Annotated in this window: 19 protein-coding genes; 11 read left to right on the top strand and 8 right to left on the bottom strand. The window is 45.9% G+C overall.

What is annotated here, in order from left to right:
- Positions 1–101 precede the first annotated feature (101 nt).
- Entirely contained in the window at positions 102–1280 is a 1179-nt protein-coding gene (locus KU855_RS00790; RefSeq protein ID WP_218528443.1) for a flavin reductase family protein, read from the top strand.
- A gap of 117 nt (positions 1281–1397) precedes the next feature.
- The gene (locus KU855_RS00785) at positions 1398–1727 is read left to right on the top strand and encodes a hypothetical protein (RefSeq protein WP_218528442.1); all 330 of its coding nucleotides are present in this window, start codon (positions 1398–1400) and stop codon (positions 1725–1727) included.
- A gap of 43 nt (positions 1728–1770) precedes the next feature.
- Here KU855_RS00785 and pheA read toward each other — a convergent pair whose 3' ends face one another.
- Positions 1771–3693, bottom strand: a complete 1923-nt coding sequence (gene pheA / locus KU855_RS00780; RefSeq protein ID WP_218528441.1) for a prephenate dehydratase — start codon at positions 3691–3693, stop codon at positions 1771–1773.
- Positions 3694–3886: 193 nt separating this feature from the next.
- A complete protein-coding gene (gene hpf, locus KU855_RS00775; RefSeq protein WP_218528440.1) occupies positions 3887–4273 on the bottom strand; it encodes a ribosome hibernation-promoting factor, HPF/YfiA family in 387 nt (128 codons plus the stop codon).
- Positions 4274–4588: 315 nt separating this feature from the next.
- Here hpf and KU855_RS00770 point away from each other — a divergent pair, with 315 nt between their 5' ends.
- Positions 4589–5275 (top strand): cytochrome b/b6 domain-containing protein, encoded by a 687-nt coding sequence (locus KU855_RS00770; RefSeq protein ID WP_371316298.1) that lies wholly within the window; start codon positions 4589–4591, stop codon positions 5273–5275.
- Between the two features lie 68 nt (positions 5276–5343).
- Here the strand turns inward: KU855_RS00770 and KU855_RS00765 are convergent, their stop codons facing one another.
- Complete coding sequence (locus KU855_RS00765; RefSeq protein ID WP_218528439.1) at positions 5344–5793, bottom strand: cytochrome c; 450 nt, start codon at positions 5791–5793, stop codon at positions 5344–5346.
- Between the two features lie 180 nt (positions 5794–5973).
- On the opposite strand from KU855_RS00765, the gene trpR reads away from it, so the two are divergent.
- On the top strand, positions 5974–6261 hold the full coding sequence (trpR, locus tag KU855_RS00760) for a trp operon repressor (RefSeq protein WP_218528438.1): 288 nt from the start codon (positions 5974–5976) through the stop codon (positions 6259–6261).
- A 63-nt stretch (positions 6262–6324) separates the two neighbouring features.
- On the opposite strand, the gene KU855_RS00755 is transcribed toward trpR, so the two are convergent.
- Positions 6325–6912, bottom strand: a complete 588-nt coding sequence (locus KU855_RS00755) for a peptidylprolyl isomerase (RefSeq protein WP_218528437.1) — start codon at positions 6910–6912, stop codon at positions 6325–6327.
- 537 nt (positions 6913–7449) lie between these two features.
- On the opposite strand from KU855_RS00755, the gene thrA reads away from it, so the two are divergent.
- From thrA to KU855_RS00720, 7 genes are all read left to right on the top strand, one after another.
- Positions 7450–9909, top strand: coding sequence for a bifunctional aspartate kinase/homoserine dehydrogenase I (gene thrA, locus KU855_RS00750; protein WP_218528436.1), 2460 nt, complete (start codon positions 7450–7452; stop codon positions 9907–9909).
- The gene (gene thrB, locus KU855_RS00745; RefSeq protein WP_218528435.1) at positions 9906–10835 is read left to right on the top strand and encodes a homoserine kinase; all 930 of its coding nucleotides are present in this window, start codon (positions 9906–9908) and stop codon (positions 10833–10835) included. Before thrA ends, thrB begins: the two co-directional genes overlap by 4 nt.
- A gap of 10 nt (positions 10836–10845) precedes the next feature.
- Entirely contained in the window at positions 10846–12141 is a 1296-nt protein-coding gene (gene thrC / locus KU855_RS00740) for a threonine synthase (RefSeq protein WP_218528434.1), read from the top strand.
- A gap of 191 nt (positions 12142–12332) precedes the next feature.
- Positions 12333–12620: a hypothetical protein gene (locus KU855_RS00735; RefSeq protein WP_218528433.1), complete on the top strand. Its 288-nt coding sequence runs from the start codon at positions 12333–12335 to the stop codon at positions 12618–12620.
- 208 nt (positions 12621–12828) lie between these two features.
- Positions 12829–14892: an ATP-binding protein gene (locus tag KU855_RS00730; protein WP_218528432.1), complete on the top strand. Its 2064-nt coding sequence runs from the start codon at positions 12829–12831 to the stop codon at positions 14890–14892.
- The gene (locus KU855_RS00725; protein WP_218528431.1) at positions 14880–15974 is read left to right on the top strand and encodes a response regulator transcription factor; all 1095 of its coding nucleotides are present in this window, start codon (positions 14880–14882) and stop codon (positions 15972–15974) included. The genes KU855_RS00730 and KU855_RS00725 overlap by 13 nt, the downstream gene beginning before the upstream one ends.
- A gap of 88 nt (positions 15975–16062) precedes the next feature.
- Positions 16063–16608: a hemerythrin domain-containing protein gene (locus KU855_RS00720; protein ID WP_371316297.1), complete on the top strand. Its 546-nt coding sequence runs from the start codon at positions 16063–16065 to the stop codon at positions 16606–16608.
- Positions 16609–16636: 28 nt separating this feature from the next.
- On the opposite strand, the gene KU855_RS00715 is transcribed toward KU855_RS00720, so the two are convergent.
- The 4 genes from KU855_RS00715 to KU855_RS00700 all read right to left on the bottom strand — a co-directional run bounded on the left by KU855_RS00715 (position 16637) and on the right by KU855_RS00700 (position 20861).
- Complete coding sequence (locus KU855_RS00715; RefSeq protein ID WP_218528430.1) at positions 16637–16819, bottom strand: DUF3545 family protein; 183 nt, start codon at positions 16817–16819, stop codon at positions 16637–16639.
- A gap of 147 nt (positions 16820–16966) precedes the next feature.
- The gene (gene pgi, locus KU855_RS00710) at positions 16967–18604 is read right to left on the bottom strand and encodes a glucose-6-phosphate isomerase (protein ID WP_218528429.1); all 1638 of its coding nucleotides are present in this window, start codon (positions 18602–18604) and stop codon (positions 16967–16969) included.
- Between the two features lie 18 nt (positions 18605–18622).
- Entirely contained in the window at positions 18623–19579 is a 957-nt protein-coding gene (gene tal, locus KU855_RS00705) for a transaldolase (protein WP_218528428.1), read from the bottom strand.
- Between the two features lie 193 nt (positions 19580–19772).
- Positions 19773–20861 (bottom strand): OmpA family protein, encoded by a 1089-nt coding sequence (locus KU855_RS00700; RefSeq protein ID WP_218528427.1) that lies wholly within the window; start codon positions 20859–20861, stop codon positions 19773–19775.
- Positions 20862–21471 lie beyond the last annotated feature (610 nt).

Below are 21471 nucleotides of genomic sequence, written 5' to 3'. Positions count from 1 at the left end.
CACCAGGCACTACCTTGTGTCTGCATGGCAAGGTTATGCAAAGCGCTTTGCATCACACCATTAAGCAGGGTGCAAGGCATCAAATCATCACATGAGGAGTTATGATGAGCAATCCACTGGCGCTGGTGTTATCTCAAATACACGCTAAAACAAGGGCGCTGCCAAGGTGCGACTCAGGCGTGGTCACTGCGATCGAAACCATTAAACCTGCGGCAGCGACGCAGTTATCATGGCGGGCATTGCAGCAGCAGGCTGATACAGATAGCCCAATTGAGTCAGTGTGCGTCGATAAGATCTGGCAAACTGCCAATGTGGTCACATTGGTGTTTCAAGCTAAGCAGCCACGGCCATTTATGTTTAAGCCCGGTCAATTTGTCACGATAAAAGTCATGATCAATGGGCAAGCATATTATCGCAGTTACTCGATTTCTTCGTCACCTTCGCGGCCGCTGACGTTGGCTCTGACCATTAAGAAAGTGCCGAATGGTAAGGTATCTAGTTACCTTGTTGATGCATTTAATTGTGGCGATAGCTTGACGTTACAGCCAGCGGCAGGTGAATTTAATCTGATTGATATTGCAGCAGACAAATATTTATTCATCAGTGCGGGGTGTGGCATTACGCCCATGATGTCGATGCTCACCTTTTTAGCGGATAGTGATCCCCATGCTGATATCGCTTTTGTACATTGCGCATCTACTGCGGCAGATATTATTTTTCGGCAAGAATTACAGCAATGGCAGTGTGCCAGTCGCAATAGGCAGCTTAGTTATTTTATAACCCATGGCGATGGGCAGCTAGGTGATCAATTCGGGACCCATTGGGCGCAAGGGCGGCTTGATATCGCACGATTGCAGCACAGTATCCCAGATTACAAGCAGCGTACGGTGTTTGTTTGCGGACCAGGCGGCTTTATCCAGTCATTACAGGATGAGCTTGCAAACAGCGGATTCGAGATGGAGCGTTTTCATCAAGAAAGCTTTGAGGCAACCCCCAGAGCCAGCATGGTATCTTCCCATGACACTGTGAGCCTGACCTGTGGTGAGCATCAGCATGTTCTTGCTAAAGGTGCTACGCTCCTTGACGGCGTAGAGGCGTTGGGATTACCTGTTATTAGCCCCTGCCGTAGTGGCGTTTGCGGGAGTTGTAAATGCCAATTAGTGTCTGGTCAGGTGACTAAACATAAGCTAACCCATTTAACTCATCAAGAAATCGAAGCGGGTGTGGTACTGGCATGTTCAACCACGCTCAATTCCGATGTGGTTATCGCGGCTTTATAACGTGGAAGATAGTTGACATTATATTGCACTTTTGAATTCTAGAACGTATTGTTGAGATAGCGCTTTGGTAAGGTTTATACCGACCAGAGGAATGTTTTCGAGCCAAGAGAGGGCATTATGTCAATAAGCTCCACTGAAAATGTTATGCCCGAAGATGTCAGTCTTGGCCACGTGCTTTACGGCTTACAGTCTGCCTTTGCGCTCTTTCTGCTGCCTGTGTTGGTGAGCTTGCTGATTAATTTAGTTCAGCGCCCACAAGGAGCATTACTTAACTCACATCTGCGTTATCAGCGTCACAGTGTTTTAGGCTTAGTATTTTTATTGACCTTAGGCTATTTTGCTGGCCAAGGTTGGGTGGGGCTGTTGTGTTACGCTGCTGCGTTAGCCTGGTTTTGCCTGCGCATCATTCGCGGCTGGCTAAGCTTGCTCGACGGCAATACCGTGTAGGTGCTTCATTGGCAGCTTAAGTGGCCCTAAGCTGCCAATGAGCTTAACCCTGCTTATCGTGAATAAAGTGCGCAACCAAATGCGTTAAGGTCTCAGTCGGTAAACTGGCCGATAAAATCACCGCTTCTGCCCCTAAATTTTTTGCCGCCATGATATTGGTTTTTGCATGCAGGCTATCACTGCGGCTACGGTGAATGACCGGCAAATGACTGACATTAATTAGCTGGCTGATGGCTTCGAGATCGGCGCGGCTATTGCCCTGATAATCTTGCATCCCCGCCTCAATCAAGGCCAATTGTTGATTGCCTTGCTCTAATAATTTGTCGGCAGCAGCCAACCAGGCTTTGATATCTGAGCTCGGATCTTTTTCCAATAGTACCGGGCGCTTTTGTTGGCCCATTTGCCGGATCAATGCCGGGTTATTCATTTGTTGTCCGGGCAGGTAAATCGCATCAATCCAAGCGGGCAATTGCGGTTGGACTTGAGTGACCTCAATGATCAAGGCCATGCCAAGTTGTTGGCAAATAGGGTGTATCACTTCCATTTGGCATTGGGGCCAAATTTCTTTTGCGAGAATAATGGCGCTAAAGCCGCTGTTCTTAAGGGCTTGCAACGACGAACGCCATCCCTGTTGCGGCACTTGGCTTACCATTGCCATGGCGAGTTTATGTTCATCACCTAAGGCGTGACCTGCTAATTGAATACTCGAGCAGTCGGCTTTATAACTCAAACTTGAACGACTGTTGCTGCTATCAGCAGCGGGTTCTTCTTTCGATGAGGGCGGCTCGATCAGTAATTGTTGCTGAGTTAATTCTGCCGGTTTGACGGTTTCTATTGGATAACAACCGAGTACCTTAATGTAACGGGTCTGTTTTTCCAGCTCTTTTAAGGCGGCAATTAAATTGGCATCGGCTAGGTTAGCCTCGATATCGAGATAGAACATTTCTTCCCATGGGGTGCCAGCTATCGGCCGCGACTCCAATTTAGCCATATTGAGTTGATGCTGTTTTAGCACTAACAAGGCATCGACTAAGGCGCCCGGTTTATGGCCTGTGGCCATAATTAGCGTGGTTTTCGCTGGAAGTTGGCTCGGGACCGATACCGGTTTTCTGCCGACAACAATAAAACGACTCTGGTTGATGCTTTGATTGGCTAATCCCGAACCGATGACCTCTAATCCATACAGCTCACCGCCTTCGGCACTGCCAATGGCGGCGATAGTGTCACTGGGGTTATCGAGCACGATTTTCATGGCTTCGGCGCTACTCGCACAATATTGCAATTGCCAGTGGCTATGTTGTTGCAAGTATTGACTGCATTGGCTAATTGGCTGAGGGTGTGCACACAGCTGAGTAATATTCGTCAGTTGCGAGCCAGGCTTTGCTAGCAAACAGTGACCCACTTCGATGGTGATTTCGCCGATGATCGAAAGGCGCGTATGTTGTAGTAAATCATACACTTCATTGATTGAGCCTGAAGAGGTGTTTTCGATGGGGAGAAATCCATAATCGGCGTGGCCTTTTTCGACGGAAGAGATGATGTCATCGAAGTTTTGGCAGCCAAGTTCAAGCATGCTCATTTGACGACGTTGGCAATAACGGCTGGCCGCGATATGAGAGTAAGAGCCTCTGGCGCCTAAATAGGCGATGCAATATTGTTGTTTTTTATCTTGTGGGTTAGCAATATTCTGTAAGTAAGCCTGTTGATTTAATACAGAATCTTCGATGATTGCCTGATACAAGTTAATGACAAAATGGCTATCTAGGCCTTGTTCTCTGCCTTGTGCTACCAAACGAGAAAGTAGCTGTTTTTCCCGCTCAATGTCTCTAATCGGGCGAATATCAACTGCCTTGCTGCGGGCAACCTCAATGCTCAATTGACGTCGTTGTGCCAACAATTTTAATAAGTCTTCATCGAGACTGCTGATGGCGATGCGTAAATTGTCTAAAGGCTGGGGTTTATCCATGATCAGGTCTCATTAAGGGTCATTGACTGCAGTCGTGTGGCGAAATATCAGTAAGCAATAGAAGATAATTTTACGCTGTCTCTTTGAAAAACTAAGGCCAGTGGTCGAGACTGTCAATCAAAAAATTCTCAGCTATTTGAAATCCATAAAAAAAGCGCACTAAGTGCGCTTTTTTTATTCCTAAATTAGTGGCTTATGCTTTTTCGGTTTCGTAAGCAAATTGGTATTCGTCTTCAAAGTCATCGTCAATGGCATCATCGACTAAAGCCTCTTTATGATCGGCTTTGCCTGAATTTCTGGATGCTTCGGGTTTATGAGTTAACCGATTAAGTTGCTTCTCTAGTTTTTGCCCCATGGCGTTAATGGCGGAATATAAATTTTCGTGGGATGCCTGAGCAAAGAGTTCCCCTTGAGGTAATTTAATCGATGCTTCAATTTTGAATAAGGGCTTTTCTTCGGTGATGATCACATGGGGGTTAATCATCGTTATATCATGGCGTTCAAGTTTCGCTAGACGGCTTTCTACTCGTTCGCGGATGGGAGCGGTGACTTCAAGGTGCTTACTGGTAATCTTTAGCATATGTTGAACCTTATTTTGTTTCCCTTGAGATCAGACTAACAATCTTTCACAAGAAAGTCGTGATCTAGATCACACTTGTTTGCACCAATGGGATTGATTGCTGACAATTTGAGCCAACAAGCAAAATGGTGAGAAAACTGGCGATTTTTGATTGCATCTTGATCCGCAAGGGGGCATATTTGATAGGATTTATTGTGCCAGATTTAGCTTTTCACCCCCGACTTTCCCCTCTCGTTGCCACATTTTATCAGCATCCTTCTTGGTGCCATTGTTAATAATCGCTATGATGTGCGCTCTTCATTTGCTCACTTGGAGGTGACAGTGGCAATACAAATTAAGGTATGGGATAAACCGACGCGCCTGTTTCATTGGTTAACTGTGGTTTTACTGGCGGGTTTATGGTGGACAGCCGAACAAGCTTATATGGAGTGGCACCAAGTCTTAGCCTATAGCGTGATGGTGCTTATTCTGTTTCGCCTATTGTGGGGCTGGTTTGGCAGTGAGACCGCTCGCTTTAGGCACTTCGTCAAATCACCTCGACGGGTATTGGCCTACACTCGTCAATTGTTAGTCACAGGTATTAAGCCACATATTGGTCATAACCCTTTGGGGGGGTATATGGTCATCGGTTTATTGGTGCTATTGATGATCCAATTAGTTAGCGGCTTATTTGCCAGTGATGAGGTGTTTACGGAAGGGCCTTTATATAGCAGTGTTTCTGCGGCCACAAGTCAATGGTTAACTTGGTTGCATAAATGGAACTTCAACTTAATTTTGGCCTGTTCAGGCATTCACGTTGTGGCTGTCATTGGGCATAGAGTGGCAGGCGATAAGCTTATTGGTGCGATGTTCACCGGAACACGACATTGGCATGAGACGCCCTCGCAAGTTCCCCCATCTCAATTACAGTTTACATCCAGTTGGATTGCGTGGGGATTGCTTTTGGTGATTGCCTTCCCTATCGCCTATCTATTGATATGGCCCGTGGTCGAGTGGATGTAACTGACTCATGTGACAAAAAAAGCGCCTTAGGCGCTTTTTTTAGACTGACATCTTGAGCTTGATGATTGTTAGTCTTTCTTAAAGGTGTCGTGACATGCTTTGCAGTTTTTGGCTGTGGCTTGGAAGGCTTGCTTGATTTCTTTCTCGTTACCGGCGCTAGCCACTACCGCTAAATTCGCTGCATCAGTTTGGAATTGCTTCATTTTAGCATCAAACTCGGCTTTATCTTGCCAAATCTCGGCCTTTGCGCCGGTGTCGCCTTGGCTGGATTCTCTGATAAAACCTTCGGCAGGTAATAGGGATAATGCCGCAACATTCTGAGCACGAACGGCAAATACAGCCGCATCAAAAGGTTTTTTGCCTTTCATCATGGCACCCATGTCACCAAAGTTGTAGGCAATCAAACCGAATGCATCTTGGCGATATTCGATGGCATCTTCGTTATTTTTGAAGTTATCAGCGGCTAACACCGGCGCACAGATCAAGCCAGAAAGCAGTACAGCAGCAATTCGTTTCATGGTTCCCTCACAGTTTTAGTAGTTAGTGTGACTTACACTGGCAAGTGTACCTTGTAAATATGTGCTTACTCTATGAGTTTTATGTAAAAGTTTGTCAAATTTATCAAAGCACAGCCATCAGGACAGCGCTGCGTAACTGTTGTACACTGTATTGATGTACTAGTACTTGAATATTGCATAATGAAACCACAGTGGAATATGGCGATAGATAATCTGATGGGGTTAACGGAGCGTCATCAGCTTGAACTTTGGTTTGAATTATTAATGACCGAAGAGGAGCGGCACGCAATCGCTGGGCGCTTACGGGTGTTTCAATTGTTGTTAGCTGCCGAAAAAAGCCAGCGACAAATAGCCGCTGAATTAGGCGTGAGTATCGCGACGATAACCCGTTGCTCCAATTATCTAAAGCATATGCCGCCGCAAATGCGGATGCAGATCAGTCAATTGATTTTAGAGCGTGAGCGCTGAGTTTACAGCGATAGCACTTGGATTAACAACAACGCGCCATTGGCGCGTTGATGATTGACTCATTTAGTGACAGCCACAGCCGCCGTGGCTATCACAGCCTTGCTTTTCTTCTTTACCGCCGCAGCAACCTTCTTCGTTGTCACCGCACTCACCATGGCCACCACAGCCACCACCACCGCAGCCGCCATGGCTATGGATGTGACCGTGAGCAATTTCTTCTTCAGTGGCGGCACGCACATCCATCACTTCAACGTGGAAATTAAGCGCTTGCCCTGCCAAAGGGTGATTACCATCAACAATCACGGTGTCATCGAGTACTTCAGTGACTTGCACTGGGCGTTGGCCCATTTCAGTTTCAGCCACAAAACGCATACCTGGGACGATATCTTGGATATCACCAAATGCGGCTAAAGGCACTTCCTGACGTAAGCCATCATGATATGGGCCATAGGCCTCTTCAGCATCAATAGTCACATCTAACACATCGCCAGCCACTTTGCCTTCGAGCGCTTTTTCAAGACCTGGGATCAGGTTTTGAGCGCCGTGCAGATAGACCATTGGCTCCATTTCAAAAGAGCTTTCCAGCAATTCACCTTGCTGGTTGGTTAAGCGGTAGTGAATGGTTACCGCATTATGTTGAGTGATGTTCATATCGCCTCCGAAAATAATTGACCGCGCATCATACATCGGTTTATTTGCCAGTGCGATAGTTACCGCTTGCTTCTGTAATCCTTGCCACGTTTTTGCTTTGGTGGCCCTCATTGTTGAGCTTTAAGGGATTGGCCTTGATGCTGAAAAGACTTCATGTTGAGGGGAGTGGGCGACAATCACCTAGCATTTGACGTAAGGGTAAAGCTTATGTCATTGATATTTAAGTGATATATATATTTCTATTGATTCTTATATGAGTTTCAGCCCACTTTCAGTCGCAAGCGATTAAAAGCCATGATTAAAAAGTACATAAAGTCGGTTGACAAACATAGACCTTTCAAGCAATTCTAAAATCACATTTTAATCAGGGTTAGGTCGATGACACAGTTAGCTATGTTCACTCGCATTATTACCACCACCATTATCACCATAATGGGGGCGGGCTAACAACACCCTGAAAATCACTTACACAAGCCCGCTCCCCACCAAGGAGCGGGCTTTTTTGTTTCTTAGTGGGCGGCACATGGAGAGTTAACAATGAAAGTCATGAAATTTGGTGGCACCTCGCTAGGTGATTGGCAGCGTTTTATGAAGACCGCTGCGATCGTTGCCACACAGGCTGAGCCTGTGGCGCTGGTGTTATCTGCGCCTGCTAAGGTGACCAATCTGTTGGTCGATTTAATGGAGCGCGCCACCTTAGGGCAAGATACTCACGAGGTATTGTCGGGACTGGAAGCCATCTTTGATGGACTATTTGCTGATGCTAAACCTGTGCTTAGCGATGAGGCCATGGCAAGGCTTGATCAGCAGTGGCAATTGCAATGGCAACAATGGCAGCAAAAACTCACCGGCATCGCGCTGTTGCAGCAATGCCCCGACGGGGTGCGCGCGGAAGTATTAACCAGTGGTGAGCGTTTATCTGTGGCGCTGATGGCGGCGATCCTCAATCATCAAGGGCTGCGTGTCGGCGTATTAGATCCGGTCGTGTTATTGAGTGGTCAAGGCCCTGTCATGGAAGCTGTGGTTGATATTCGTGCCAGTCAATTACATTTTGCCGATCTTGATTTATCGCAAGCTCAGGTATGGTTAATGCCCGGATTTACCGCGGGTAATGGTCAAGGGCAGGTGATGTGTCTTGGTCGAAATGGCTCTGACTATTCCGCGGCCGTGTTAGCGGCTTGCTTGCGCGCCTCGATGTGTGAAATTTGGACCGATGTTGATGGTGTTTATAATACCGACCCGCGGCTGGTGCAAGACGCAAAATTATTGACTCAACTCAGTTATCAAGAAGCCATGGAATTATCATATTTTGGCGCCAAAGTATTACATCCTAAAACTGTGGCTCCGATTGCACAATTTCATATCCCTTGTTACATCAAAAATACCCTCAATCCACAAGCGATAGGCACCTTGGTCTCCAACGAGCCAGATCAAACCGGCCTGCAAGTAAAAGCCATTTCAAATCTAGATCAGCAAACCATGTTTGATGTCTCGGGCCCTGGCATGAAAGGTATGGTGGGCATGGCGAGCCGAGTGTTAGGCGCCATTGCGCAAATCGGGGTGTCGGTCTCATTGATTACCCAAAGTTCCAGTGAATATAGTATCAGTTTTTGTGTTGCCAGTGTCGATGCTGCCAAGGTTAAACAGTCGTTAGAGGCTGAGTTTGAGTTGGAACTGCAAACTGAGTTACTCGAACCGGTCGCGATGCGCCATCAACTGGCCATTGTGTCATTGATTGGTGATGGCATGCGCACTCATCGTGGCGTGGCGGCAGGTTTCTTTAAGGCGTTAGCACAAGCTGGAGCGAATATTGTTGCTTTGGCTCAAGGTTCGTCTGAGCGCTCGATTTCGGCGGTGGTAGAGCAACGCAAGGTATCGCAATCTATTCGCGCCTGTCATCAAGGCTTTTTTGGTGCCAGTCAATATTTGGATGTCTTTTTAGTTGGCTGCGGCAATGTGGGGGCGGGCTTGCTCGCGCAGATAAAAGGTCAGCAAGCGGCCTTGGCTAAGCAAGACATTCGGATGCGAGTGTGCGGCATTATGAATTCTGACAAGATGCTACTTAATATCGATGGCATCGATTTAGCCAACTGGCACAGTCTGCTCAGTGATCATGGCCAAGATGCTTGCATTGCCAGCATGTTGACCTTCGCTCGGGAGCAACAGTTGGTGAATCCTGTGCTGGTGGATTGCAGCGCCAGTGCCGAGGTTGCTGGCTGTTATCTGCAGGCCCTAAATGCAGGCTTGCATGTGGTAACCCCCAATAAGAAAGCCAATACTCGTGAATTTGCTTACTACCATAACTTGCAGATGATGGCGCGCGCTAAGCGACGTCAATTTTTATATGAAACCACCGTGGGTGCTGGCTTACCAGTTATTGATAATCTTAAAAAACTATTATGTGCCGGCGATGAGTTACACAAATTTAGTGGCATTTTGTCAGGCTCATTGTCCTATATTTTTGGTTGCCTCGATGACGGACTGAGTTTATCTCAGGCCACGGCGACGGCGCGGGAAAAATGCTTTACTGAGCCAGATCCGCGTGATGATCTTAATGGCATGGATGTGGCGCGCAAGGTGTTAATTTTAGCGCGCGAAGCAGGCATGGTATTGGAGCTTAGTGATATTCAGGTAGAGAGCGTATTACCCAGCGATTTCGATGCCAGCGGTGATGTCGATCAATTTATGGCACGTTTACCCGAGGTCGATGCTGCGATTGCCAAGCGAGTGGCGGCTGCCAAGGCAAACAATAACTTACTTCGTTATGTCGGCGTTATCGATGAGGCCGGATGCCGAGTCGAAGTGGTTGAGGTGAGCGCTGATAACCCCTTATATAGCGTTAAAGGCGGAGAAAATGCCTTAGCTTTTTATAGTCGATACTATCAACCGATCCCATTTGTGTTGCGGGGCTATGGTGCGGGTACTGATGTCACGGCGGCAGGGGTATTTGCCGATGTGTTAAGAACCTTAAACTGGAGTCGGGAGGTGACAGCATGATCACCGTCTATGCCCCTGCGTCAATGGGTAATGTCAGTGTCGGTTTTGATTTATTAGGGGCGGCATTAGCCCCCATTGATGGCAGTTTGTTGGGCGATACCGTCAGTATTGAGGCTGCGGCTACGGGGATTAGCTTAACCGTCACCGGCCCATTCGCTCATAAATTACCCGCACAAGTGCAGGATAATATTGTCTATCAATGTGCCGAGTATTTTGCTCTGCAGCGACAATACACTGGTGGCCTCTCGCTGGTATTAAGCAAAAACTTGCCTGTGGGCAGTGGTCTTGGTTCTAGTGCCAGCTCGGTAGTCGCTGCATTTGTGGCCATCAACAGCTTCTTCGGCGAGCCCTACTCGAGAGATGAATTATTACTGATGATGGGGGAGTTTGAAGGCAAGATCAGCGGCAGCATACATTATGACAACGTGGCCCCGAGCTTCTTGGGAGGCATGCAATTAATGCTATCGGCGCCATCGATGTTATGCGCAGGTATGCCGGTGATGGAGGAGTGGTATTGGGTGGTCGCCTACCCGGGTATTTCGTTATCAACTTCTATGATGCGAGAGTTGGTACCGACATCACTGCCGACATCGATTGCCTTACAATTTGGACAACAGCTCAGTGGTTTTATTCATGCGTTGCATACTCACGATTCCACGCTGGCGTTGTCCTTGCTGACAGATGTTATCGCCGAACCTTATCGTTGCGATGCTATACCGCAATTTAATGAGGCCAAACACCAGTTATTAGCCATGGGACTTAGTGCTTGCGGAATATCGGGCAGCGGCCCGTCGTTGTTTGCGGTGACCACAGATAAGGCATTAGCTGTAGCAGCTAAGCAGTGGTTGCAGCAACATTATTTAGTATCAGATTCCGGCTTTGCCCATGTGTGTCACATCGATCAACAGGGTAGTCGCCAGCTTTAAGGACAACAATATGCAATTATATAATTTGAGTCATCCTGAACAGAAAGTCAGTTTTAGTGACGCAGTGCGTTTGGGGCTCGGCCAAGGTCGCGGGTTATTTTTTCCAAGTAATATTCCCAAACTCGACAATATTGATGCGGTATTAGCGCTGCCATTTGTGGCGCGCAGCCAATTTATTATTAAGCAGTTTCTTCAAGGCGAGTTAGCCGATGAGGTGGTGGACGACATGGTGGCTAAGGCCTTTGAGTTTGGGGCTCCACTCGTACAGGTCGATGCAGCGCGTTATTGCTTAGAGTTGTTTCATGGGCCGACCTTAGCCTTTAAAGATTTTGGTGCGCGCTTTATGGCGCAATGTATTGATGCACTTGGTGACGGTCAGCCCTTAACTATCTTAACCGCCACTTCAGGCGATACCGGTGCGGCAGTTGCCCATGCGTTTCATGGGCTTGAGAATGTAAAAGTGGTGGTGTTATTCCCCAAAGGCAAGATTAGTGAGCTGCAACAAAAGTTGTTCACTACCTTAGGCGGTAATATTCATACCGTAGCGATTGAAGGCGATTTTGATGCTTGTCAGGACTTAGTCAAGCAGGCATTTGAGGATCAAGATATTCGTCAAGGCTTGGGGTTAAACTCTGCAAATTCAATTAATATCAGTCGCTTACTTGCACAAGTCTGTTATTACTTTGAGGCCGTCGCTCAGTTCCAGCAACGGCACCCTGACAAGCAAGCAGTGATTGCTGTACCCAGTGGTAATTTCGGTAACTTAACGGCAGGCTTATTAGCCAAAGCGATGGGACTTACTATTGGCCGTTTTGTGGCGGCCACCAATGCTAACGACACAGTGCCGCGTTATTTAGCCGACGGTCAGTGGTTACCCCATAAAACAGTGGCGACCTTAAGTAATGCCATGGATGTGTCAGAGCCCAGTAACTGGCCTCGTGTGGAGGCGTGTTGTGAGGTCATGTCATGGCCATTATCAGATCTTATTGGAACCAGTTTCAGTGATCAGCAAGCCATTGCAGAGCTCCTCGCATTACATCAAGGAGGTTATCTCTCTGAGCCCCATGCCGCGATAGCTGCACGAGCCTTAGCCGAGAATTTAACTGACAATGAAGCTGGTATATTCTTGGCTACTGCCCACCCGGCAAAATTCAAAGATGTAGTTGATGAGGCATTATCTATCGATGTGCCGTTGCCGCCAGCATTACGCCAAGTGGCCAATGCTAAGTGTTTGGCGCAGAGCATGCCAGTGAGCTTTGCTGATTTAAAGAGCTATCTATTTACCACGGTGGCGGCAGGGAAATGATGCGCTTGTTGGCTACTTGTAGTGTATTGGTGGGTGGCGGTGTTGCTGGCATGTTTCGCCACTGTGAGCTCTGCAAACAAGGGGATTGTTTCAGCGAATTAATTGTTAGTTAACCTAAGAAACGTGATTTTAACGGTTTACACCAAGGTTGCATTTTCTAATAATCGCCCCTCATCTTGAAGAGGGCGATTATGTTAAAATTTGTCTGCTTACTATTGACCGGCCTATTGACGGCCTGCGTCAGTGAACCGCCAAAATTATATTCAAGGATCAACGAAGCGTATAATTTTGAAGTGAGCCATTGCGATAGCTTTGCTTTAGTCACAGGAGTCAGCCGTCAAGCTGATAATTTGAGACAAGCGCAAGATTCTGCCAAGGGCCAAGCTGAAGAATTGGGTGGCACACATATCGTTTGGTTACAAACCGATATGGGGGATCCGACCCGAGTGGTTGCCGTTGTCTATAAATGCCTACAGTAGCACCCATACCCAATACCCCCTTATTTTGTGGTGGTCGACGTTGACAGCACCTCCATGGACTATGTTTCACTAAGCCATGGGTTGTTGTCAGTCATTAATATCATCAAGATCCATGCTGTATTTGTAAAAAATAACCCCTCGAGTGCGCATACTGTATTTTGAACTATGCTGATAAAAGGAAGCAATCAAATACAGTGGAATAGTTGGAATGGACTCTAACGCGTTATCTCAAACTCAGGTCGGGACAGCCAATGACCTAATTTCTCTTCCGGCAGAGTTGCTGGCCAATCTAGGCAGGTTACAGGCTCAGTCGATACAAGGAGAAAGTGTTCTTATCTCTCTTTGCACTAGCTTGGCCCAAGCGAGTGGTGCTAAAACCGTGCTGTTAGTGGATATTAATGCGCTTGACTGTGAAGACTTACCGGCCACGACAGTGTGTTGGCCAAATGAACCGCAACAGAATCAGATCCTATGGCAACAAGTGCGGCAATGGCCATTGGTGACCGATCCTAAGTGTGCCCACACTTGGCTTCATTTTACGGTGTGGCCTTCCCCAACCCCAAACTTGGTGTTTTTCTTTGTTGAACCCCATCAACAATGGCTGTCATTACTCGAAGCGCATACCTCGACATTAACGGCAATATTGATGCCAATGCTATTGGAGCCCGCTGTTCGCCTGCAAGCACCGGTGGTGGTCAGTCAGCCAAGTGACAGCAATATCTTCCAAGCCATCGTTGACAGTTTTGAATATATGACCTTGGTTATCGTTAATGCCGGTAATGGCGCCAAGATAATTTATGCCAATGAGGCCGCGAGCAAAATTAGTCAGTTCAGTCATGAACAACTGCTCAATCAACCTTTATCCATATTATTTGCTGAACACGACAAGCAACTGTCTGGCATTAAATTCTTTAATGAAGCCATCATTCAGCAACAAGAATTTGATGGCGAAATTAAGATGACATGTGGTGATGGCGAATATACCTCGATGAAAGCCACGTTGTTGTGTATCGAAACTCCTGAACCATTAATGGTGTTAATGGCTCATGACATCTCCGAAGAAATACAAATGCAGCAAGCCATGTCGCGTACCCAAAAAATGCAGGCATTGGGGCAGCTGGTGGGGGGCATTGCCCATGACTTTAATAATATTCTGGGGGTGCTGAAAGGCAATCTTGAGTTAATGCAACTTAAGAATCGTCAGGACAGTTTAGATAAATATTTAACCACAGGGTTTAAAGCTTGTTCTCGAGGCACAGATCTGACACGACGCTTATTACAATTTTCGCGGCAAGAGCAATTTAATGCCCAAAATTGCAGTGTGAACGAAGTGATCAGTAGCCTTAAAGATATTTTTGATAAATCACTGACATCCCAAATCCATATTCAAATGAACTTTGCCGAGCAACTCGATGATATCTGTATCGATCGCGGCGATCTTGAAGATGCGATGCTCAATATGGCGATTAATGCTAGGGATGCTATGGATGGCTGTGGTGAGCTAATCATTACGACTGGGCAAGAATGGCTTGAAGGCAAATTACCCGGTTCGCTGACCGATACCCAAGTTCGCGGTGGTGAGTATGTCTGGATTTCAGTCAAAGATTCTGGCTCTGGCATTCCATTGCATCTGGTGGAAAAAATTTACGAACCCTTCTTTACCATGAAAGATAAAAGTAAGGGCACCGGCCTCGGTTTATCGATGATTTATGGTTTCGTAAAACGTTCTCGTGGCTATATGAGTGTGGTGGATACTGGCCCACATGGCACTGAGTTCAAAATTTGGTTCCCAGCTCAAGAAAAGAAGGCTCAACAACCGCCAAGCGCAGCGGAAGATATTCTCCAGCGTTGTCCGCAAGTCAAAGGCCCATTTAAGGTGTTGATCGTTGATGACGAGGCCGAAATTATCGCTGTAGTACAGGATTATTGTGAAATGCTAGGGATGGAAATTGAAACCTGCACTGACCCAATTGCGGTGAGTCGTCAATACAGCGCTGGCAATTGTGATGCCAACCTATTGATTACCGATGTGCTAATGCCTGGTGGCATGAATGGTTACCAATTAGCGAAGAATTTACAAGAAAATAATAGCGAACTTTCGGTACTACTGATCTCTGGCTATATCCATGATATTGGCATTAGTGAACAGCAAGAGATGCCGTTTCAGGTACTTAATAAACCCTTTGATATTAAGGGGTTAATTAAGGCGATGTTAAAACTTGGGGTTACGTTTATTGGTGTTGATGACAAGGATGAATTATGGAAAAGCTGACAATTTGGGTTGTGGATGACGATAAAGACTATGGTGAGTTAATGAGTGAAGTTTTGACGGATGACTATCATCTTAGGGTCTATGAGAACGCCAAAGATTATGAAGCGGCGCTATTAGATAGCCATCCTGACATTATTCTGATGGACATTAATCTCCCCGATAAAGATGGGGTGACCTTGTGCCAAGAATTACAAGGACACCAGTCAAACATTGCGGTGGTTTTTGTCTCTGGCATGAATACCTTAGAAGAGCGGGTTCGATCATATGATGCCGGTGGTGTCGATTTTGTAGCAAAGCCTTTTGAGATCAAAGAATTATTATTTAAGGTCAGTGCGGTTGCCAGTTATCAGCAAAAGCAAAAGAGCTTAATGCATGCCGAAAATATGTCACGTAATATGGCTTTTCAGTCCATGACTGAATCAGCGCAATATGGTTACGTCATGCAATTTTTTAGGCAGTTTTTTTTATGTAATGACTATCAGAGTTTGGCGGATGCATTTTTCGATTTAATGGCGCAATTTAGTCTTAATACTTGTTTGGAAATCGTCACGGATAAACCCGAGTACTTTGCGCCCGCGGGGATGCCGATCAGTCCGATTGAAACTAATATTCTTGAATTATTAGACAAACAAGGCCGACTGTATGATTTTGGAAATCGCACCGTCTGTAGTGATAAGCATGTGTCATTTTTGATTAAAAACATGCCGATGAACGATGAAGTTCTCTATGGTCGAATTCGCGATGTGATTGCGGTGGTCGTTGAAGGTGTCGAAGCTCGCGTCATGGATATTCGCCGTGAAAAAGCCATGTCTAAAGCGATCATTGATATCAAAATGCTGCTGAAGCAGTTGGGGAAATCTATTTCAGAAAACGACGAGAAGTTTCATCAGGCGTTGCAAAAGATCAATGCCGACATTCACTCTAGCTTCCATGTGCTAGATATGTCTGAAGAGCAAGAAGATTACTTTGCCAGTATTGTGAAAAAGAACCTCAAGCAAGCCAACTCGGCCCAAGATGCCTTTTTGCATCTCCAGCGTTCGCTAAATACTGTGATGTCGGTGCTTGAAACCACAAGTGACTAAATGTGATCAGCGTCATGTTACCCGATGACACATACAGGGTATAGTGATTAAATAACGCTCGATCACTGCCGCTTACGGCTAAGGATCCATGATGCTAAAACGTTTAATGCAAGACCATCGGCATATCAGTATATTAATTTCGATACTCGATCGTAAAGCGAGCAAGCTTGAGCGCGGAGAACATGTAGATTTTAGTCTAATCAAGGACATTGTTAGCTATATGCAAGATTATGCAGAACATAGCCATCATCCCTTTGAAGATATTATCTATGAGTATTATCTTGAGCTCACTCAAGATGAAAAGACCACTAATCGACTCGCGAGTGAACATATTAAACTCAGTGGTGATACCGCGATATTAATGGCGTCATTAACCATGATACTGAACGATGTGGTGATCCCGCGTGACAAGTTGATCCGTGATCTTCATCAATATGTGTCATCGCAACGGGCCCATATGCACTATGAAGAGCACGTTATCTTCCCCATGTTAGATCAAAAGCTAACCCCTGATGATTGGGAGGCTGTCGGCGACCGTTGTCAGATCAAACTGATTGAGGATCCCTTATTTAGCGATAATGATAGTCAAGTCTTCCAGGAGCTGAAAGACTTTATTACTCAAGATAGCCACTAATATAAACAGCGCCATTGGCGCTGTTTTTTTATAAGATGGCATCAATATCAATATCGAGATCACAGAGGCCGTTAATATCTTGCAATTCTTTCAATAAGCGACGCTTATCTTTGATTGCTTCAATTTCACGCCATTTACGTTTTTTGCTATTGCGTCGATTTGGCTTTTCTACAACATTATCTTGTGCACTTCCATAGTCCAAACGATCCATGGCGACCTCCTCTGTGTATTAAATGGTCTAACAAACAAATACCATATCTGAGGAGGACTATGCAATACGAATGTTTCAAAGTTGTTAAATTATTTTTAAGGTTTAAATAAAAAAACAGCCCGTAGGCTGTTTTTAAAGAGAAATTTGTTAAATCTGTTTATTTCTGAATAAATTGATTAAGGCATTACTGGATGAGTCAAGTTCGTTGCAATCTTGTGCTGCACTGAGGCGATTAAGGATATCATTGCCTAAGGTCTTACCTAACTCTACCCCCCATTGATCGAAAGAATTCACGTCCCAGATTGCGCCTTGTACAAAGGTTCTGTGCTCATAAAGGGCGATCATAGTCCCTAAGGTCTTGGGAGTGAGTTTATCCATCAACAGCGTATTGCTTGGCTTGTTACCCGCCATATGTTTATGTTTGGCAATCAGGTCTTTCTGCGCTGGCGTTAAGTCGCTGTCTGCCAGTTCTGCTAACGCTTCCTCATAGGTGCGACCTTGCATCAATGCCTGTGTTTGCCCAAAACAGTTCGAGGCGAGTTGGGTATGATGCTCACCGAGTGGGTTATGGCTTTGCAGTGGCATGATGAAGTCTGCCGGGATGATAGCTGTACCTTGATGCAGTAATTGGTGGTAAGCATGTTGGCCATTGGTCCCTTCACCGCCCCAAATCACTGGACCGGTAGCATGATCGACCGGGTCACCCGCTAAGGTGACAGATTTGCCGTTACTTTCCATATCCAATTGCTGGAAGTAAGCCGGTAAGCCGCGCAAATAATGATCATAAGTCAAGACGACATGTGATTGGGCATCATAAAAGTTACTATGCCATAGGCTGACCAACGCCATAATGACAGGCATATTTTCGGATAAATCAGCTTGCTGGAAGTGATCATCCATGGCTTTGGCACCACTGAGCAATTGACGGAAGTTATCCATTCCTATCATTAGGGCGATAGGAAGACCAATCGCCGACCACAGCGAATAGCGGCCACCGACCCAATCCCACATAGGGAAAATGTTATCAGCATCAATCCCAAATTCGGTGGCTTTAGCGACATTTGAGCTCACGGCAACAAAGTGCTTAGCGACATCGGCTTGCTTGGCCCCTTGCGCTAGAAACCACGCCTTGGCACTTAAGGTATTAGTCAATGTCTCTTGGGTGCTGAATGACTTCGATGACATGATAAACAAGGTGGTTTCGCTGTTCAGCTTACTCAGCTTTTCAGTCAAGGCGGTACCGTCGACGTTAGCAACGTAGTGGCAGCGCAAATTCTTATTCCAATAAGGACGTAAGGCTTCTGATACGATTTTAGGTCCTAAGAATGAGCCCCCGATACCAATGCTGACAATGTCACTAATGGGCTTGCCAGTATAACCAAGCCATTGACCTGTGGTGACGCAATTAACAAAGGATTCCATTTTAGCCAGTGTGGCTTGCACTTCAGGAATGATGTTGATGCCATTGACTCGGATATCATCAGTTGCCGCGGCTCTTAATGCCGTGTGCAGCACGGCACGGTGTTCAGTGGTATTGATAATATCGCCATGAAACATGGCCTTAATCTTTTGCGTTAGCCCAGCTTCATTTGCCAATGCAAATAACTCTGTTAATACCGAGTTATTAATACGATTCTTTGAATAATCCAGCAATAAGTCGCAGCGCTTCAAAGAGTAATCTGAGAAACGATTTGGATTGTCTTCGAACATTTGGCGCATATGCAGCATGTTAGCGGCATATTGCTGTAAACGTTGCCAATGTTGGCTTTGGGTTAAGCGAGTCATTGCACACTCCTTTGCTATTTAGGCCGATAAACGCGCGGCCAGCATGACTTCTAATTTCGCTTGATCGATGGCGAAATTGCGAATACCTTCAGCCAGCTTTTCAACCGCCATCGCATCTTGGTTGTATTCCCAACGGAACTGAGCTTCGGTCATCGGCGCCGGCGCCGGTGACAATGACTTCGCTGGCTGTAATTTAGCAACAACAAGGGCATCATCATTGGCAAGTTCTTCTAATAAATTCGGGCCAATGGTTAAGCGGTCACAACCGGCTAACTCTAATATCTCACCGGTATTTCTGAAGCTTGCGCCCATGACAACCGTGTTATAACCGTGCTGCTTATAGTAGTTGTAGATTTCAGTCACCGACACGACACCTGGGTCTTCGCTGGCGCTGTAATCTTTACCTGTGTCTTTTTTGTACCAGTCGAGAATACGGCCAACAAATGGAGAAATTAAGTAGACACCAGCTTCGGCACATGCGCGTGCTTGAGCAAAACTAAATAATAGGGTCAGATTACAATTAATCCCTTGTTGCTCGAGTTCTTTAGCGGCGCAGATCCCTTCCCAAGTTGATGCGAGTTTGATCAAAATGCGAGAAGTATCAATGCCAGCGGCTTGATATAATGCGACCAGTTTTTTGGCTTTGGCAATCGAGGCGGTTTTATCAAACGATAAGCGGGCGTCAACTTCAGTCGACATACGGCCTGGCACAGATTTTAAGATTTCTACACCAATATTGACCGCTAATTTATCACCGGCATCGGCGATTTGTGTGGCTAGATCTTGGCTTTGTGATTTGGCATAAGCAATCGCATCATCAATCAGGTATTCGTATTCGGGAATTTCTGATGCTTTTAAGATCAATGATGGGTTGGTCGTTGCATCTTGTGGTTGATATTTTTTAATGGCTTCAATATCGCCCGTGTCGGCGACTATGGTCGTTAATGCTTTTAGTTGCGCTAATGTGCTTGCCATGGAATACATCCTTCTCAATGGTGGCCGAAAATAGGCATGTCGAGTATTAGAAGCGATTTTTACCGATTTTCCAACCTTTGCTGAAAAAAAATTACATTTCTGAATGAAAACAGATTTATGTGGGTGACCTTCGTGGTCAGAATGCGAAAAAAAAGCCGCTAAAATAGCGGCTTTTGCATCGTATTAGCGAGTGTTAACGCATGGCAGGTCCAACTTCTACCACAGTAACATGGGCTTCAATACGACGGTTTGCTGCATTGGCTTCAGCTGAGCTACCAGCGATTAATGGTTGGGTTATACCATAGCCTTTTGCTGAAATTCGATTTGCCGCAATACCATACTTTTCTTCAAGGACTTTGGCGACTGCTTCAGCACGCTTTTGTGATAGCGTCATATTATAGTCGGCATTGCCGACATTTGAGGCGAAGCCTTTAATGACGACGCTTGATTCAGGATGTTGGTTCATGAATTGCGCCAGGACACTCACTTCATCGTAGCTGGTTTGATCAAGTACGGCCGAATTGTTAGCAAACTTAGCGTCGATAGCCAATTCTTGTACGGACTCAACCATCACGGTGCAACCATTGGCATCGACCAGGTAACCCGCTGGCGTGTCAGGACAAGCATCGATATTGTCAGGCACTCCATCGTTATCAGAATCAAGGATGACAGCGACTGGAGCGGGTACGGCAACTTCACGCCCAAAGCGATAGCTAAGTTCTAAACCCCAATAGTTACTTTCTAAATCTAAGGTATTCCATTTATCGTCGTCGAGATTTTCATAGCGACGATATTTGGCTTGTAGCTTGAGGTTTTCAGTGAAGTTATAGCCAATACCAGCGCCAAAATAAGAGCCTACACCACGATCAGAATAGTACTCTGTTCCCCACTGCTTATTATTAGATAAAATGTAATCCATGGCCCCGACTTCGGCCGATAGGCTCCAATCGTTGGCAAATGGCCACACGCCGACTAAACCTAAGGTCATGCCTTTAGCCCCGACGTCGTTTAACTTGTTACTGTAATCTGTCCACTGAGTTCGGCCAAGATTTCGGTAACCTAATTCCACACCAAAATAGTCATTGAGCATATAACCAGCGAAGACATCCCATGCGTAAGGATTCTCATCATGGCATGTTTTCATGGTTTTTAGATCGCAAACAGGCTCATAGTTATTGACGCCAAGGCCAGCACCCAAATACCAAGGTGTCAACTCTTGTGCTGCTGATGCCGCAAATGGGATACAGGCAGCGACCAACACATACTTTGATAGATGTTTCATACATTCTCCAAGTCCATTGCCAATGCAATCAGCTCATCACTGAGATCCTAAGCCATATCACGCTACTGCATTGGGTACTTTTTATAATGTGATATGTTTTGAAAATTCTAGTCGATATAACGCAAACTACCAGTTGTAGTTCATTTGTTGCTAATTAATAATTTTTAACGGCGATTTCGTTGTTTTTTTGTGTAAATTGGCGGTTTATTGTGGTGAGAGGCGTAAAAACACGAAAATATTTTGGATTGAGGGCATGGCTCGGTATATTAGCCCCGATTAAGATAATCTTTATGATACACGCGCGCTTCGATCTCGCAGGCTATGCTGTGGATGCTGATGAGTCACTCCGGCAAGTTGTTCGCGAGATTACCAGTGCGATGGGGCATGTAGATAGGTTGCTGGTTTGTTTATGACTACTGGTCGGCTGTGAGCTTGCTGTTAGTCAAGTGGTTTACTGCGACGTAGATCACGCTGGTTTTTGTAAAATCTATGCTATTTTGCTCCGCTGGTTCAGAAACACTAACCGCTTTAGTGTACGGATAATTAAATTACAACAAGATTCTGTAACCTGTTATCAGAAGTATTCATTCACCACAGTTGGCGTTGTTGT

It is taken from the genome of Shewanella sp. NIFS-20-20 (assembly GCF_019209865.1).
Taxonomy (GTDB): domain Bacteria; phylum Pseudomonadota; class Gammaproteobacteria; order Enterobacterales; family Shewanellaceae; genus Shewanella.
The sequence above is the reverse complement of the archived record's forward strand: the minus strand, read 5'-3'. Positions and strand labels throughout refer to the sequence as shown.

What these genes read in the sequence shown, in the direction of transcription:
- KU855_RS00790 (WP_218528443.1), top strand. Translation starts at nt 102, where the DNA reads ATGATGAGCAATCCACTGGCGCTGGTGTTATCTCAAATACACGCTAAA.
- KU855_RS00785 (WP_218528442.1), top strand. Translation starts at nt 1,398, where the DNA reads ATGTCAATAAGCTCCACTGAAAATGTTATGCCCGAAGATGTCAGTCTT.
- pheA (WP_218528441.1), bottom strand. Translation starts at nt 3,693, where the DNA reads ATGGATAAACCCCAGCCTTTAGACAATTTACGCATCGCCATCAGCAGT.
- hpf (WP_218528440.1), bottom strand. Translation starts at nt 4,273, where the DNA reads ATGCTAAAGATTACCAGTAAGCACCTTGAAGTCACCGCTCCCATCCGC.
- KU855_RS00765 (WP_218528439.1), bottom strand. Translation starts at nt 5,793, where the DNA reads ATGAAACGAATTGCTGCTGTACTGCTTTCTGGCTTGATCTGTGCGCCG.
- trpR (WP_218528438.1), top strand. Translation starts at nt 5,974, where the DNA reads ATGAAACCACAGTGGAATATGGCGATAGATAATCTGATGGGGTTAACG.
- KU855_RS00755 (WP_218528437.1), bottom strand. Translation starts at nt 6,912, where the DNA reads ATGAACATCACTCAACATAATGCGGTAACCATTCACTACCGCTTAACC.
- thrA (WP_218528436.1), top strand. Translation starts at nt 7,450, where the DNA reads ATGAAAGTCATGAAATTTGGTGGCACCTCGCTAGGTGATTGGCAGCGT.
- thrB (WP_218528435.1), top strand. Translation starts at nt 9,906, where the DNA reads ATGATCACCGTCTATGCCCCTGCGTCAATGGGTAATGTCAGTGTCGGT.
- thrC (WP_218528434.1), top strand. Translation starts at nt 10,846, where the DNA reads ATGCAATTATATAATTTGAGTCATCCTGAACAGAAAGTCAGTTTTAGT.
- KU855_RS00735 (WP_218528433.1), top strand. Translation starts at nt 12,333, where the DNA reads ATGTTAAAATTTGTCTGCTTACTATTGACCGGCCTATTGACGGCCTGC.
- KU855_RS00730 (WP_218528432.1), top strand. Translation starts at nt 12,829, where the DNA reads ATGGACTCTAACGCGTTATCTCAAACTCAGGTCGGGACAGCCAATGAC.
- KU855_RS00725 (WP_218528431.1), top strand. Translation starts at nt 14,880, where the DNA reads ATGGAAAAGCTGACAATTTGGGTTGTGGATGACGATAAAGACTATGGT.
- KU855_RS00720 (WP_371316297.1), top strand. Translation starts at nt 16,063, where the DNA reads ATGATGCTAAAACGTTTAATGCAAGACCATCGGCATATCAGTATATTA.
- KU855_RS00715 (WP_218528430.1), bottom strand. Translation starts at nt 16,819, where the DNA reads ATGGATCGTTTGGACTATGGAAGTGCACAAGATAATGTTGTAGAAAAG.
- pgi (WP_218528429.1), bottom strand. Translation starts at nt 18,604, where the DNA reads ATGACTCGCTTAACCCAAAGCCAACATTGGCAACGTTTACAGCAATAT.
- tal (WP_218528428.1), bottom strand. Translation starts at nt 19,579, where the DNA reads ATGGCAAGCACATTAGCGCAACTAAAAGCATTAACGACCATAGTCGCC.
- KU855_RS00700 (WP_218528427.1), bottom strand. Translation starts at nt 20,861, where the DNA reads ATGAAACATCTATCAAAGTATGTGTTGGTCGCTGCCTGTATCCCATTT.